The following is a 15,049-nucleotide window of genomic DNA, read 5'->3' as shown; positions in this document are numbered from 1 at the left end:
GGAGACTTAGTGTGCGAATTTTAGGCATTGAATCATCGTGTGATGAAACCGGTATTGCGATTTATGACGATGAGCAAGGTCTACTTGCACACCAGCTATATAGTCAAGTGAAAGTACATGCCGATTACGGTGGCGTAGTACCTGAGCTGGCTTCTCGAGATCACGTTCGTAAAACCATCCCTTTAATTGAAGCGGCATTTAAACAAGCTGGATGTGGTCCAGAGTCTCTAGATGGTGTTGCGTATACCGCAGGCCCTGGCCTAGTCGGTGCGTTACTCGTGGGGACTTCAATTGGCCGCTCATTGGCATTTGGTTGGAATATCCCTGCGGTTGCTGTGCATCATATGGAAGGGCATTTACTTGCACCTATGCTAGAAGAAGATGCGCCGGAGTTTCCATTTATTGCTTTACTTGTTTCAGGTGGTCACACCATGATGGTTAAAGTGGAAGGCATCGGTGAGTATGAAATTCTAGGTGAATCTGTGGATGATGCCGCCGGTGAAGCATTTGATAAAACCGCAAAGCTACTTGGCTTAGATTATCCTGGCGGCCCGTTGCTTGCTAAAATGGCCGAGCAAGGCGTTGCAGGGCGGTTTGTATTCCCGCGTCCAATGACGGATAGGCCAGGTCTTGACTTTAGTTTTAGTGGATTAAAAACGGCCGCAGCTAATACCATTCGTGCCAATGGTGATGATGCTCAAACCAAAGCGGATATTGCCCATGCGTTTCAAACGGCAGTGATTGATACATTAGCAATTAAATGTAAAAGAGCGCTTAAACAAACAGGTATTAAACGTTTGGTTATTGCCGGTGGTGTAAGTGCGAATACTGAACTGCGTGGCAAGTTAGAGCGCGTCATGCAGGGTATGCAAGGTAAAGTGTATTACCCACGAACAGAATTTTGCACCGACAATGGTGCGATGATAGCGTTTGCAGGTATGCAACGTTTAAAAGCTAAGCAATATGCGACGCTAGACATGAAAACTCAGCCGCGCTGGCCGCTTGATAGCTTAAAACCGCTTTAAGGTTTTTTCTTACCTACTTTAGGCTCTTTGCCTTTTAAGAGCCTTTTAATATTTTCTCTGTGTCGAAAGATAATGAGTACCGTTAAAAAGCTTACAGGTAACGTATAAATTGGTTTAATTAGCCAGGTATACAATGGCGCCAAGGTGACGGTGATTATCGCCGCCAAAGATGAATAACGGGTCAGCCAGACGATGACTAGCCAAGTGCAAATTAATAACCCGCCCAAAGACAAACCAATAGGTAACAAGGCACCAAATGCTGTGGCAACCGCTTTACCACCATTGAAATGAAAAAAGATAGGGTAGATGTGACCTAAGCAGGCTGCAACCGCAATCGCACCTAGCCAAATGGGCTCAATTTGCAAAAAATACGCCCCCCATACCGGTATTGTACCTTTTAAAATATCAAATACTAGTACCAGTATTGCAGGGAGCTTACCACCAATGCGTAATACATTGGTTGCGCCAGGGTTGTGCGATCCTGCAAAGCGGGGATCAGGCAAGCCAAATACTCGACATACCAGCACGGCAGAGGATATAGAACCAATTAAATAGGCGCAGGCGCACATTAAACTAACTAACACTGTATTCCTTATTTTGTCTTGTGGCGTTTTCGGCTATGATCGGCGTTTATTGTTGGCTGTGGGATCATCAATGAGTAATCACAGTCTAGAATTACGCAACCAGTGGAGTATCAATGGATAAGGTTTATATCTCACAACTACACGTCGAAACTATAATAGGAGTTTACGACTTTGAGAAGGAAAGTAAACAAAGCTTGTACTTTGATATTGAGATGTTGACCGATATTTCGGCTGCTGCAAGTACAGATGATATAAACTTAGCGGTTGATTATGCCAAAGTAAGTGAGCGGGTTACTGAACATACCACAGCCAAACCGGTCGAGCTTTTAGAAACGTTGATTGAGCAGTTGGCCTCGTTGATTTTAAATGAATTCAATGTTGCCCAAGTAACAATAAAAGTAAGTAAACCAGCAGCTGTGCCAGCAGCGAAAACCGTTGGTGTTGAGATCACGAGAGCGAAGTTGTAGCGATGGCGCAAATTTATATCAGTTTGGGCTCAAATGTTGATCGAGAACATAATCTAAAAGCGGGTCTTATTGCATTAAAAAAGTTTTTTCCAGATTTTACACATTCAAGCGTGTATGAAAGCGAAGCGGTTGGGTTTAATGGTAGCAACTTTTACAATTCAGTGTTAGGTGCGCAAACATCTATGCCTTTGGAGCAAGTATGTGCATTGCTAAAGCAAATTGAATTAGAAAATGGTCGGACTCGTCAGGATAAGAAGTTTAGCCCCAGAACGTTAGATTTGGATCTGCTATTTTACGATGCTGTGATATGTGACAGCCCTGCGCAGTTACCCAGAGATGAAGTGACCAAAAATGCCTTTGTGTTGCTGCCTTTATTTGAAATTGCACCGAATTACATTCACCCCTTATACAAACAAACCATTGCCAGTATTTGGCAAGCGTATAACAACCCGAATCAAAAACTATGGAAAGTGGAGTTTTCATTGCCATGAGTATTGTTGAAATTATTATTTTGGCGTTAGTCCAAGGATTGACTGAGTTTTTACCCATTTCTAGCTCGGCACACTTAATTTTACCATCGAAAATATTGGGGTGGGTTGATCAGGGGACTGCGTTTGATGTGGCTGTGCATGTCGGTACCTTGATGGCTGTGATTATTTATTTTCGCAAAGAAGTGGGTGATATTCTTGGGGCATGGTTTAAATCGTTAGGGTCCCAAGGTAAAACAGACGACAGTCAATTGGGCTGGTGGATCATTGTTGCCACGCTTCCTTCGTTGTTGATTGGTTTTTTGGTTAAAGATTATGTCGAAGTCTATTCTCGTAATGCTTGGATCATTGCAACAACAACCGTTGTGTTTGGCTTGCTGCTTTGGTACGCCGATGCCAAAGCAAAACAAATTAAAACTATCTACCAAATTAACTTTATGAGTGCTTTGTTGATTGGCTTATCGCAAGTTGTTGCGATGGTATTTCCAGGTACATCGCGTTCAGGTATCACGATGACAGTTGGTTTGTTGCTCGGTTTAAATAAACAAAGTGCAGCTCGTTTCTCATTTTTGATGTCAATTCCTGTGATTGCAGCAGCGGGTTCTTATTACATTTATAAACTTTCAAGCGGTGAGGAAATCATAGATTGGCAGGCGATAGGACTGGGGACAGTTTTGTCTTTTGTAGCTGCCTATGTTTGTATTCACTTTTTTCTAAAAGTAATTGAGCGAATGGGTATGTTCCCATTTGTAGTTTACCGTTTAGCACTCGGTGCCGCTTTATTTACTTTCCTACTCTGGTAAGGTTTAAGCTTGAGAAGAAGCCCGCGTATCGAATTCGCGGGCTTTGTTATTTTAAAGCGCGGTTATAACAGCTTGCAGGCGCTTTATGGCCAGTTGCTCTTTTATTTCAGCCCCTTTATAACCATTCGAGATAATACTTTGTACATCTACGGCACGTGCTTGCTTTGCCGCTCGTTCGATAGTTACTAGCAAAGTGTCGCTCTGCGCGTTTTTCATTTTGCTTACCTCACAAAATAGGGTAAAACGTTCAGGGCGACGCCAAATATCTATCGAGTTGAAGAATGCCAAAAGTGCTTCCGCGTCAAACTGGTCTTGATTGAATAAATGCTGATAGCGGCAAAAATCGCGGGCGCTTTGCGCGTATTTGACTGGCACCTTATGGGTTTGTTCAATGTGTTTAAGTGCATCAACATCAGAATCAGCAAGCCACAAGCAAAATTGAATAAGCTCAAAGTGTGCATGCACTTTTGGTAATTGCTGAACCCGCTGGGTGAGCCATTCACTGCGCTTTGGCCCCCAGTTTTTAAGCATTGGGAGTATCAGTTCTAATGCACTAATTTGTTGTAATACATCACTAAAAGTGGCCACACAGCCATCCTTTAAGCATTTTTCAATTTCTAGCCACACACGCTCTTTAGTTAAAGTGGCAAGCTCACCTTGGGCGACCATGGTTTTCATGAGTGCCAATGTTTCTGGCGCTATGGTGAAGCCTAGGTAGTGGTAACGTGCAGCAAAACGGGCAACGCGCAACACACGTAAAGGGTCTTCACTGAATGCAGGGCCTACGTGGCGCAACACCTTAGAGTTAATATCATCTTGGCCATTAAATGGGTCAACTAGCTGGCCATGCTCATCCTTGGCAATTGCATTGACGGTCAAGTCGCGGCGCAATAAATCTTCTTCGAGCGTAATTGATGGAGAAAAATCGCAAATAAACCCGCCATAACCTTGTCCGTGTTTGCGCTCGGTTCGCGCCAATGCATATTCATCTTTAGTTTGCGGGTGTAAAAATACCGGAAAGTCTTTACCTACTTGAGTATAGCCAAGCTTAACCATTTGCTCTGGTGTTGCGCCAACCACAACATAGTCTTTATCAATGACAGTGCGACCAAGTAACTCATCACGTACCGCTCCACCCACCAAATACACTTTCATATAAGCCTCAATAAAACAATTTGCGCAATTTTAGAAACAGGGTTTTCACTTAGCCTGTTTTTTTGCCATTATAGGCACCATCATAACAAGAAAGAGATGTATCGTGTATTTACGCTATTTTGGACTAAGCGAAAAACCGTTTTCTATCGCACCTAACCCTGAGTATTTGTTTTTAAGTGACAGACATAAAGAAGCGCTGGCTCATTTAACTTATGGTTTGGGCGATGCAGGTGGCTTTGTGCTGTTAACAGGGGAAGTCGGTACTGGTAAAACAACAGTAACGCGCAGCATGCTGGCACAATTACCTCAAAGTACCCAAGTGGCGTTTATACTCAATCCTGCGCTTTCTGAGTTGGAGTTACTTGCTAGCATATGTGATGAGCTAAAAATAGATTATCCTACTGAATGCGAAAGCCTAAAAGTGCTCACTGACCTTATCAAAACACGTTTGCTAGAAAATCACGCATCGGGTGGTCACACCATGTTGATCATTGATGAAGCACAACATTTGGCGCCAGAAGTACTAGAACAGCTCAGGCTGCTAACAAACTTAGAGACCGATCATAAAAAATTGCTACAGATAGTTTTGGTGGGTCAACCTGAGTTGCAACACCTGCTGCAGCGCAATGAGCTTCGTCAGCTCGCACAGCGTATTACGGCGCGTTATCACTTACTTCCACTGACGCAGTCGCAGGTGTATGCATATATTCAACATCGCTTGCAAAAGGCGGGATGTGATAACATGGTTTTTGATCATGATGCGGTTGCTTACATGCATAAAGTCACTGCTGGGATACCGCGCTTGTTGAATCTTTTAGCTGATAGGTGTTTACTTGGTGCCTATTCAGCGCAGCAGCATGTTGTTAGTAAACGTATAGCGATGCAAGCGGCCAAGGAAGCATTACCACTTGATCTCGTCCCTGTGCAAACACAACAGCAACGGCCTCCTATCTGGTGGCTATCTTCGACCGCAGTCGCCAGCTTCATGTTTGGTTTTGCTTTTTCATTTGTATTTTAGTGGTGGTTTATGTCGTATTTAGTTAATGCATTAAAACAGTCTCAGCAAAGCGGGCAGGGTGAGAGTGACCACTTAGCATATCAGCATCAAAAGCAACTTAAGCTGTATCGTTCATTGGTTATTGGTTTAACGGGCGTGATTGTTGTGGGAGGCTTTTCTTTAGCCGGTTTTGTGACTGGCAATTATGTGCAATCGGGTTTGTTCAAATCGCAGCCTATCGAAGCGGATATTCAGGCACAACCCGAAGTTTCAGCAAACGTGCAAGAACAGCAACAATCAACGCAAGGTAATGTTTCGACACCTGTAGTGGCTGGTAATGTGAATACACAAGTACAGCAAGGGAGTGCATCACAGAATATGATGATGCCAACCAATGCGAATATCGCGCCCATTATGACTAACAATGCTATGAACACCACTGCTGTACAGTATCAATGGATGACGGTGCAAGTGGGTGTTGATAACTTAGGCCAGCCTGTATACCGTCAGCAACTAGTACCTGTGACAACTTCGCAGCAGCTGCCAGGTAATGTAATACCTATGAGTGCACCTACAGCATCACTTCAGTCTTTTGGACAAAATAACGTGGTGGCTCAGCAGCCGCCAGAAGATTTGAGTCAGTATCGTGTGGTAGGCAAACCTTTAAGCGAACCTTTACAACAAGCCTTACAAGAAAAGAAGCAGGATCCGGAGCTGGCAGGCGTTTCTAGTGAGCTGAAAAAAGCGTTTGCCAGAGCCGTTGCTGAGACAGAGCACTCGACTTCAAATGAAGTGACGAGCAGCAGTAAAGACTCTGCGCGAGCGACACCGATTGAGTTATTACCTTCGGACTTGCAAAGTAGTCTTCCATCCCTTCGCTACCAAGCGCACATATACTCCACAGAAATAAGTAAGCGCTGGATTAAATTAAATAATCGCGAATTGTATGAAGGCGATAGCATAGGGGCGCTGCGTGTTGTGGAGATCACGCCAGAGCAGACACTGTTTGACTTTGATGGCTATGAATTTAGCATGAAAGCAATGCAAGACTGGCTGCCATAAAGATTATGGCAGCATGGAATGTTTGAAGAATTTTAGTAGGTTTAGACTAAATTCTTCAGGCTTTATTGCAGCTTCAATTTCATCCTCTTCACGTTTACTCGACAGATCAATGTCTTTTACCTCTGTGTAGTGCATGTGCTTTGCATGATAAAAGATTTTAACCACAGGTCTGAGTGGTGTATCCGGGTTACTTTGGCTTATCACACCCACCCGTTGGCTTTTCAATTTAACCAATGTGCCAACCGGGTAAACACCTATACAATGAATGAAAGCGTTGAGTAGAGATTCATCGTAGTGATGTGGCACATGCTCGCGTAGCACTTTGAAAGCGGCGACCGGGGTGCGTCCATGTTTGTAAACTCTGTCTGCGATGATAGCGTCGTAACTATCGACAATGGCAATCATACGTGCATATTGTGAAATTTCATCTCCTTGTTTTCCATATGGGTAGCCGCTGCCGTCTAAACGTTCATGATGAAATCCCGCTATTTCTGTGGCGATGTCGCCAAGCCTTGCATTAGCGACAATGTCGTAACTATATCGGGCATGCTGTTTCATCTGCTCATATTCTTCTTCGCTGAGCGCACTGGGTTTGTTAAGTATTTCATCCGGCACTTGGATCTTACCAATGTCATGCAGTAACGCGCCGGTGGTGATCTGCTCAATAAGTGTTCTGTCTAAAGATAAGTGTTTAGCAAAAATGCTAATGAGGATCGCGACATTGATAGAGTGCTCTAATAAGTATGCGTCTTTATCTTTGATCTGTGCGATACATGCCAATGCATCCTGATTTCTAAATATCGAGTCGATTAAGTCGCTAGCAGTATCTTGAAAAGGCGCGAGATCGAGCTGTTTGCCATTTTTTAAATCGTCAAAGGTTTTTTGCTGTAGTGCTTTCGCTTCTTTATAGAGCGCATTTGCTTTATCCAGTTCGTTTTCAATAGTGGTTGATTTGTGAAATGGATCGAGCTTTTTGGGCGTAGTGGCTTTTATCTCTGTTAGTGAGGATAACGCTTCGTGGGGATGTTCTTGTTGTTCTTCAGGTTTTTCAGGCGTGTTTTTTTTCGGCTGTAGGGTCTTATCGGGGTCGATTTCTACCGCCATAACACCCGCTTTGAGTAAGTTATCAATACCATCTTGGGTTTTTACCCAGCCTTGGTTTTTGACTTTCACATGGCCAGTTTGTTTAGTAACGCCAACGACAAACATTCCCGGTTTTAACTCATTGATATCTATAGTTTTCACATTGCTATCTTTTCTGAATAGGTTAATTTAAAGGTTAGCAAAGGTTTACTTAAAGGGAAGAAACGGAGTGAGAATTTCTAGCGCTAAATGAAAATCGGCAATAAAAAAGCCAGCATTTGCTGGCTTTTCAAAGTGTTACTTAGAGTTATTACTCTTCATCTTCTACTAGGGTCATCAGTGATGTATTACCACCCGATGCCGTGGTATCGATGCTGATAGTTTTCTCAGTTACTAGACGGTTGATCAACGTATCGTAGTACTCAGCGCTGATCACTGGCAAAATGGCACCAGTACGCGCAGCAAGTTGCTGCGAGAAGTAACCCAATCGAGATGAACGTGCAGCCACGACCGCACCTGCGAGGTGAGGGTGGGCCAAAATTGCTTGAAGTTGATTTGGCTTAGCAACTTGGAATACACCTTCGGCAATACCCGTTGAGATGAACTTATCTCTAAATGCTTGAGCTTCTTCATAGAACAATTCTGACGCAACCGTAATAACCGTGTTACCTGCGGCAAGTGCTGTAATAATTGAAATAGCCCAGAAGTTGAAAGATGTACTCTTATCCGCATAACATACCACACAGCCACGAGGCTCAAGGTGAAGCGTATTTGACTCACCCGTAGGACCTGGCAATGTGGTGTATGAACGCATACGCTTTTCAAGGCGGTTCAACTGCGCACGTGCATCCGCTAATGTTTTCGCTAAATCATCCGCAAGGTCGTCAATGATCTCGACGGTTGCGACTTTTGCTAGTAACTGACGCACAGCAGAAACACGGTCATTTAGCGGCGTGTTTCGCCAGATTTTCTCGTCACGCATTGAATTACGCATAAGTTTGTCGACTTGCTCTGCGGCACCTGGGAAGTCGTGCGTTTCTAACTCATCTGCTGTTAAGTTAGTCATTTGCACGTTTTCAGGCGATGCTTTCTCTTTAACCAAACGGAATAGGTAGTTTGGACCACCGGCTTTTGGCCCTGTACCCGATAAGCCACGGCCACCAAATGGCTGCACACCAACGATTGCACCGATCATGTTACGGTTTACGTAAACATTACCTGCGCGAGACATTCTTGCTAGATACTGACAACGTTCTTCAATACGTGAGTGCACACCCATTGTTAAGCCATAGCCAGTGCCATTGATTTGGTCAATCACGCTATCAAGATCTTCGGCTTTGTAGCGTACGATGTGTACAATTGGACCGAATACTTCGCGTTTTAGTACAGATAAATCTGCGATCTCATACAAACGAGGAGCGAAGAAATAGGCGCCATTTTCGTTGTTATCTGGGATCTTAGATTCGAACAACAATTTACCATTGCTCTTCAAGTATTCAACGTGCGCATTAAGCGTGTTCAATGCCTTTTCATCGATCACCGGGCCTACATCGGTAGACAATAGCGAAGAGTCGCCTACGTGTAACTCTTGTAGCGCACCTTTTAGCATAGTGATGATGCCATCAGCAACGTCATCTTGTAAGAACAATACGCGCAGCGCAGAACAGCGCTGACCGGCACTTTGGAAACCAGAAGAGATAACGTCGTCCACAACCTGCTCAGGTAGTGCTGTTGAGTCAACGATCATACAGTTTTGACCACCTGTTTCTGCGATCAATGGCACTTGAATATCGTTACGCTCTGCCAGAATTTGTGAGATCAAGGTCCCTGTTTCTGTCGAGCCAGTGAACATAACCGCTTGGATGCGCTCATCCGGCACAATGTGTTTACCGACTTCACTACCACGTGCAATAACAGGCTGTACAACATGCTCAGGTAGACCCACAGTGTGCATGAGTTCGATACAACGTAGTGCAATGTAGCTTGTTTGCTCAGCTGGTTTTGCAATTACTGTATTACCTGTAACGATGGCCGCAGCAACTTGGCCAAGGAAAATAGCCAGTGGGAAGTTCCATGGGCTAATACATAAGATCACGCCACGGGCTTCAAAGCGTTCATCTTGGGCAAGCTCTTCAGCACGCGCAGCGTAATAGCGGCAGAAGTCTACTGCTTCACGCACTTCATCAATGCTGTCTTGGGTAACTTTACCTGCTTCTTTAATACAGATTGCAACCAATTCGTCGTGGTGACGCTCAAGAATATCTGCCACGCGACGAAGTAAGTCTGCACGCTCTTTAACAGGCGTTTGTGACCAGCTAGCAAATGCTTTGTCAGCATTTTCAAGCATAGTTTGCATTTCATTGCTTTGGTGAATACGAACTTGACCCACAACTTCTTTATGATTGGCTGGGTTGCGTACTGCTAAGTGGCCTTCTTTAACTTGGCTTTCGTCAATAAGGTGCTCATTGAACCAGTTGTCTAAGTTTTCTTTAAACGGCGTCAACCCATTGATGTCGGTTAAGTCCATACCTTTTGAGTTAGGACGCTCATCACCATATAGCTCGATCGGTAGTTTAATTTGCTTATTAAACTTGTTGCGTAAACCTTGTAGTGTTTCAACAGGATCTGGCAGCAGTGACTCAACAGGTTTAGACGTATCAACAATGGCGTTTACGAACGATGAGTTGGCGCCATTCTCTAGTAGTCGACGTACTAAGTAGGCAAGTAAGTCTTCGTGTTGACCTACAGGTGCGTATACACGGCATTGGATTTTGTCGTTTTCTACGATTTGGTCGAAGAGAGATTCACCCATACCGTGCAAGCGTTGGAACTCAAAGCCTTGGTTATCGCCCTTAGCAACTTCTAAGATGGTAGCGGCAGTGTATGCGTTGTGCGTTGCAAACTGAGGGAAGATCACATCACGTGCTTCAAGCAGTTTAATGGCACAGGCTTTGTACGATACGTCTGTCGTTGCTTTACGGGTAAATACCGGGAAGTGATTTAAACCATCTTGTTGCGTGGTCTTGATCTCTGTATCCCAGTATGCGCCTTTAACTAGGCGAACCATTAATCGACGACCAACACGACGGGCTAGATCGGCAAGCCATTCAACCACAAAAATAGCGCGTTTTTGATATGCCTGAACAGCAAGACCAAAACCTTGCCAATCGCCTAAGTCATCATCAGAGAATACGGCTTCAATGATATCTAAAGAAATATCTAGACGGTCAGCTTCTTCAGCATCAACGGTAAAGCCGATGTCGTATTTTTTAGCAGCTAAAGCTAATTCTTTTAGCTTTGGCACAATTTCATCCATGACGCGGTCGCGATGGCTGAATTCATAGCGAGGATGGATAGCCGACAACTTAACAGAAATACCAGGACTCTTGATTGGACCTCGGCCGTTTGCTGCTTTACCAATCGCGTGGATAGCAGTCATATAGCTGTTAAAATAGCGCTCGGCATCGGCCATGGTACGTGCACCTTCGCCTAGCATGTCGTACGAGTATACGTAGCCTTTTTGTTCTTTATCAGCGGCGCGTTCGATAGCCTCGTCAATGTTTTGACCCATGACGAACTGTTTACCCATGATTTTCATGGCAAAGTTCACTGACTTACGGATCACAGGCTCGCCTAAGCGACCGATGGTTTTTTTCAAAACACCAAATTGCTGATCTTTGTTCTTATCTGTGTAGTTTACCATTTTACCGGTAACTAAAAGGCCCCAGCTTGATGCATTCACAAATAGAGAGTCGCTGCTGCCAAGGTGTGAACTCCAGTCACCCTTAGACAGCTTGTCGCGAATTAAGTTATCTTGCGTTTGTTTGTCTGGCACACGCAGTAGGGCTTCTGCCAAACACATCAACACAACGCCTTCTTCTGTTGAAAGCGAAAATTCATTTAATAAGGCATCAACGCCATTTTGGCCGTCTTGGTCTTTACGAATATTTAAAACCAATTGACGTGCACGTTCCCATGCTCGGCTTCGCGCTGTAACACCTACCTCAGCAAGCGGCAAAATATGATCAATAACTTCGTTTTCATCAATTCGGTAGAAGTCACGGATTTTTTGTCGGATAGGACAGTTCGTTGTCAAATCGCCGTTATAAAGCATAAGCAACCCTCAATTTAGAGTAGAGTCAAAAATACATGTAATTAGCGCCTACATCCTTGGTGTCAATGTAGGAGGCCAGAAGCCTTTTTAATTACGACAAATTCAATGTTGTGCGATTTAGGCACCATATCATAGAGGAAACCTGTTTGAAAATTCACCGCACAACATTCGCTTTTATATCAATTTTCGCGGCCATTTTATCCAAAAGACAGCAGTATATGCTGTCTTATTTTTTCCGATTACGGTAAATTAGCGGGTGATTGTTAACTCTCACAGAATAAAATGCTGAATGACTACTTCCATCAAAACCCGCGTACTTGATCGCATTGATTTAGCTATTTTAGATGTATTACAAAAAAATGGCCGCATCTCGAACGTAAATCTGGCTAAAGCCGTGAATTTAAGCCCCAGCCCTTGCCTCGACCGTGTTAAAAAGCTTGAGTCGGAAGGGTATATCGAAGGTTATACGGCACGTCTTAATCCAACCAAGTTGGGTCAGCACTTGGTTGCACATATTGAGATCACATTAAAAAGCTCAACGGAGTCCGTGTTTGAGACGTTTGCCCAGCATATTCATAAAATACCTAATGTTGTTTCTTGTGATATGGTTGCAGGGGGGTTTGACTACCTGTTGAAAATTCGTGTGCAAGACATGCGGCAATATCGAGAAGTTTTAGGGCAAATTGTGGAGATCCCGGGAGTCGGCACAAACCACACGTACATGGTTATTGAGCATGTTAAATCGGATATGGGTGTTGAAGTATTAAACCTTTAATAAAAAGGTCGCTAAGTTAGCGACCTTTTCTGTGTTCTTACCATTCGTCGTAACGCTTTTTGCGTGACAGCAAAGAAGTCAGTGCGACACCAAATAACAACCCCGCAAGCGCAACACCCCCACCGTAAGTGAGCATCAAATGTTGTTCTTTTTGTTTTTTTGCTTCGCTGGCTTGTGTTTGTTCATTCAGCGTTGTTTGTAGCTCTGTAATACTTTGTTGAAGGCGTTGATTTTCAGCTCTTAATCCATTGTTTGCTTGTTGTAAGATCGGTTGTTCATCACGTAAAGCTTGGATAATCGTATCACGGTCTTCTAGTGCCAGCTGAGCACTTTCTAATTGTTGACGAAGACCAGGTTCTGTGGAAACGAACTTTTCCTCCACCCATACTTCTCGGCCTTTATCATCGACAATTTGAACATACCCACTGTCTGGCTCGGAAATGATAGAAATAGGGGTGCCAGCATCAACTGAGCCGAGAATACGGTAGTTCTTCCCAGGACCTGAGTGAACATAGATGAATAAATTGTCATCTATAAACCCAGCATTGATAACCTGTTCAACTGTGGATGATGCATCGGTTGTTTCAGTGCCATCCTGTTGCTGTGTTTCTTGCGCAGTTGCATAAAATGAACTTAGCATTAACAGGAACGGCAATATAATTCTGTTTAGCATATGTTTGTCCACGTTTTTTTAAGTTTTTGAAAGTCTGTAGAAATAGTATGGATTAAACGCCTTAATAGCAAGTGGCAGGGGAAACTTCGCTAAACTTGCAGCAAAAAGTTTGCAAACCTGCTTATCATTGTATATTTTGAGCGTTCGATAATTACATAGGTAATCACTTGCCCAAATGGACACTGAAATAGAACTGAAGTTTTTACTTTCAGACAATGAAGTTCCTCTTATCCCAGGACTTATCACACAATTTGCAAAAACGGTTATTAATCAACCAGCTAAAAACCTTAAAAATGCCTACTTTGATACCCCAAGTCGAGAGCTAAGAGCGCTGGACATTGGTCTGCGTACGCGCTGCTGTGACGACGATTGTGAGCAAACAATCAAGTTGGCCGGTGAAGTTGTTGGCGGGTTACATCAGCGACCAGAGTATAATTTACCTTTGGAATCTGGCCGACCAGACTTGAAAGCCTTTGATGTGGATATTTGGCCGCATGGCATGCAAATTGATGCGATCTGTGAGAATCTATTCCCGATCTTCAGTACTAATTTTATTCGCCGCACTTGGTTAATAGAAACCGAGCAGGGTAGCAAAATAGAAGTCGTATTAGATAAAGGTGAAATTGCGGCCCAAGGGCAAGTTGAGACGATTTCTGAACTTGAAATTGAGCTAGTTGAAGGTCACCGTAGTGACTTGTTTTTGCTCGCTGATCACCTTATTGATCTGTCAGGTATGCGATTAGGGCTTTATTCTAAAGCTGCAAGAGGCTATCGATTAGCGGATGATAAGCCTCTAAAGCCAAATAAATTTATTGGTTTTGTGCCACTGCCTTTAGGGGCAACCCAAGAACAGGCTTTTATCGCGACAATAAATTACGGTATTCAGTTTGTGCAAAAACACGAGCAGTGTTATTTCGACAAGCCAAGCCTAAAAACGCTCAAGCGTGTGATTGATGGTATTACCCTAATACGTCATAGCTTTCGTATGTTCTCTGATATTGTAGATAAAGCATCTACGGAACATTTACGCAGTGAACTTAAATGGTTATTGAGTGAGCTAGCTTGGGTAGAAAATGCGATACACTTGAAAACTTACACTTCAAAGCGCCATGCTTATTATAAAAAAATCAACAATGCGCCGGAGCTAGCGCAAGTAATTGATGATTTGAAGGATGTTCAACCAACGCCAACGGATATTGAAGATTTGTTCCATTGTGCCCGATACAATCGTTTGATTTTGGCACTAACGCGTTGGCTGGTGGATAAAGGTTGGCGTCAAAATTGGGATCATAGTGCGCTTAACGCAGCACAAATGCCGGTAAGCGAGATTGCTAGAACAATATTTGATCATGATTGGCAAGAATTACATGACCTGCTGCCTGAAGGGAAGGTTTTGTGCAAAGATGACTATTTGCACCTGCGTAGCCGACTTGAGAATACGTTACTCAATGGCAATTGTCTTGGGGAGCTGTATGATAAAGAAGTTCGCCAAGAATTTAGAACACCTTGGATAGACATAGTGTATGGTATTTATGAGTTAGATACGCTGTCGTATTTAATGCAGTTATGCCAAGGTCAGGAGTCTGAAGAGTTGGAAGATATTCAGCAGTGGCTTGAGAAGAAAGCTGATTTTTTAGTTTCCGCAATGGAACAAAGTCGGGCTGCATCTTTTAACGGTTTTCCTTACTGGCGATAAGCAAAGCTAGATATGTTCTTTGTTCTAAATTAGCTAGGTAGCCAAATTCGGTTATCTGGCTTTTTGGTGCTTTTATGAGCCAAGCGTTACTGCTTGGCCAATTTCTTTACTTTGAAATACGCTCAGT

13 protein-coding genes are annotated in these 15,049 nt (G+C 43.6%); 8 read left to right on the top strand and 5 right to left on the bottom strand.

Features of this window, described 5'->3' with window-relative positions:
* Positions 1-11: 11 nt before the first annotated feature.
* On the top strand, positions 12-1,025 hold the full coding sequence (gene tsaD, locus ACW689_RS13100) for a tRNA (adenosine(37)-N6)-threonylcarbamoyltransferase complex transferase subunit TsaD (RefSeq protein WP_476292030.1): 1,014 nt from the start codon (positions 12-14) through the stop codon (positions 1,023-1,025).
* Here tsaD and plsY read toward each other — a convergent pair.
* Complete coding sequence (gene plsY / locus ACW689_RS13095; RefSeq protein ID WP_476292028.1) at positions 1,022-1,609, bottom strand: glycerol-3-phosphate 1-O-acyltransferase PlsY; 588 nt, start codon at positions 1,607-1,609, stop codon at positions 1,022-1,024. The two genes, tsaD and plsY, sit on opposite strands and share 4 nt — an antisense overlap.
* A gap of 113 nt (positions 1,610-1,722) precedes the next feature.
* On the opposite strand from plsY, the gene folB reads away from it, so the two are divergent.
* From folB to ACW689_RS13080, 3 genes are read left to right on the top strand one after another with little or no spacing between them, the layout of a single operon-like run.
* A complete protein-coding gene (folB, locus tag ACW689_RS13090; RefSeq protein ID WP_476292026.1) occupies positions 1,723-2,076 on the top strand; it encodes a dihydroneopterin aldolase in 354 nt (117 codons plus the stop codon).
* A gap of 2 nt (positions 2,077-2,078) precedes the next feature.
* Positions 2,079-2,567 (top strand): 2-amino-4-hydroxy-6-hydroxymethyldihydropteridine diphosphokinase, encoded by a 489-nt coding sequence (folK, locus tag ACW689_RS13085; RefSeq protein ID WP_476292024.1) that lies wholly within the window; start codon positions 2,079-2,081, stop codon positions 2,565-2,567.
* A complete protein-coding gene (locus ACW689_RS13080) occupies positions 2,564-3,367 on the top strand; it encodes an undecaprenyl-diphosphate phosphatase (RefSeq protein ID WP_476292022.1) in 804 nt (267 codons plus the stop codon). The genes folK and ACW689_RS13080 overlap by 4 nt, the downstream gene beginning before the upstream one ends.
* A 51-nt stretch (positions 3,368-3,418) precedes the next feature.
* Here ACW689_RS13080 and ACW689_RS13075 read toward each other — a convergent pair whose 3' ends face one another.
* Positions 3,419-4,522 carry a tRNA nucleotidyltransferase/poly(A) polymerase-related protein gene (locus ACW689_RS13075; RefSeq protein ID WP_476292020.1) on the bottom strand — a complete coding sequence of 368 codons (1,104 nt, stop codon included), beginning with the start codon at positions 4,520-4,522 and terminating at the stop codon, positions 3,419-3,421.
* Positions 4,523-4,625: 103 nt separating this feature from the next.
* Between ACW689_RS13075 and ACW689_RS13070 the strand changes: the two genes are divergently transcribed.
* Together ACW689_RS13070 and ACW689_RS13065 are read left to right on the top strand one after the other, a co-directional pair.
* A complete protein-coding gene (locus ACW689_RS13070; RefSeq protein WP_476292018.1) occupies positions 4,626-5,540 on the top strand; it encodes an ExeA family protein in 915 nt (304 codons plus the stop codon).
* Positions 5,541-5,549: 9 nt separating this feature from the next.
* A complete protein-coding gene (locus ACW689_RS13065) occupies positions 5,550-6,581 on the top strand; it encodes a general secretion pathway protein GspB (protein ID WP_476292016.1) in 1,032 nt (343 codons plus the stop codon).
* 3 nt (positions 6,582-6,584) lie between these two features.
* Here ACW689_RS13065 and ACW689_RS13060 read toward each other — a convergent pair whose 3' ends face one another.
* Complete coding sequence (locus tag ACW689_RS13060; protein WP_476292014.1) at positions 6,585-7,826, bottom strand: HD-GYP domain-containing protein; 1,242 nt, start codon at positions 7,824-7,826, stop codon at positions 6,585-6,587.
* A 148-nt stretch (positions 7,827-7,974) separates the two neighbouring features.
* Positions 7,975-11,778: a bifunctional proline dehydrogenase/L-glutamate gamma-semialdehyde dehydrogenase PutA gene (putA, locus tag ACW689_RS13055; protein WP_476292012.1), complete on the bottom strand. Its 3,804-nt coding sequence runs from the start codon at positions 11,776-11,778 to the stop codon at positions 7,975-7,977.
* A 289-nt stretch (positions 11,779-12,067) separates the two neighbouring features.
* Here putA and ACW689_RS13050 point away from each other — a divergent pair, with 289 nt between their 5' ends.
* Entirely contained in the window at positions 12,068-12,553 is a 486-nt protein-coding gene (locus tag ACW689_RS13050; RefSeq protein ID WP_476292010.1) for a winged helix-turn-helix transcriptional regulator, read from the top strand.
* Between the two features lie 37 nt (positions 12,554-12,590).
* Here ACW689_RS13050 and ACW689_RS13045 read toward each other — a convergent pair whose 3' ends face one another.
* Positions 12,591-13,226: a TIGR04211 family SH3 domain-containing protein gene (locus ACW689_RS13045; protein WP_476292008.1), complete on the bottom strand. Its 636-nt coding sequence runs from the start codon at positions 13,224-13,226 to the stop codon at positions 12,591-12,593.
* 175 nt (positions 13,227-13,401) lie between these two features.
* Here ACW689_RS13045 and ACW689_RS13040 point away from each other — a divergent pair, with 175 nt between their 5' ends.
* Positions 13,402-14,922 carry a CYTH and CHAD domain-containing protein gene (locus ACW689_RS13040; RefSeq protein WP_476292006.1) on the top strand — a complete coding sequence of 507 codons (1,521 nt, stop codon included), beginning with the start codon at positions 13,402-13,404 and terminating at the stop codon, positions 14,920-14,922.
* Positions 14,923-15,049: the final 127 nt, after the last annotated feature.

This window comes from Pseudoalteromonas sp. ABE4_541 (assembly GCF_056312285.1).
Note: the sequence above shows the minus strand (reverse complement) of the source record. Positions and strands in the feature narration are given on the sequence as shown.

Excerpts from the sequence above, each read along its gene's own strand:
- folB (WP_476292026.1), top strand. The coding sequence starts at position 1,723 with ATGGATAAGGTTTATATCTCACAACTACACGTCGAAACTATAATAGGA.
- folK (WP_476292024.1), top strand. The coding sequence starts at position 2,079 with ATGGCGCAAATTTATATCAGTTTGGGCTCAAATGTTGATCGAGAACAT.
- ACW689_RS13080 (WP_476292022.1), top strand. The coding sequence starts at position 2,564 with ATGAGTATTGTTGAAATTATTATTTTGGCGTTAGTCCAAGGATTGACT.
- ACW689_RS13075 (WP_476292020.1), bottom strand. The coding sequence starts at position 4,522 with ATGAAAGTGTATTTGGTGGGTGGAGCGGTACGTGATGAGTTACTTGGT.
- ACW689_RS13065 (WP_476292016.1), top strand. The coding sequence starts at position 5,550 with ATGTCGTATTTAGTTAATGCATTAAAACAGTCTCAGCAAAGCGGGCAG.
- putA (WP_476292012.1), bottom strand. The coding sequence starts at position 11,778 with ATGCTTTATAACGGCGATTTGACAACGAACTGTCCTATCCGACAAAAA.
- ACW689_RS13050 (WP_476292010.1), top strand. The coding sequence starts at position 12,068 with ATGACTACTTCCATCAAAACCCGCGTACTTGATCGCATTGATTTAGCT.
- ACW689_RS13045 (WP_476292008.1), bottom strand. The coding sequence starts at position 13,226 with ATGCTAAACAGAATTATATTGCCGTTCCTGTTAATGCTAAGTTCATTT.
- ACW689_RS13040 (WP_476292006.1), top strand. The coding sequence starts at position 13,402 with ATGGACACTGAAATAGAACTGAAGTTTTTACTTTCAGACAATGAAGTT.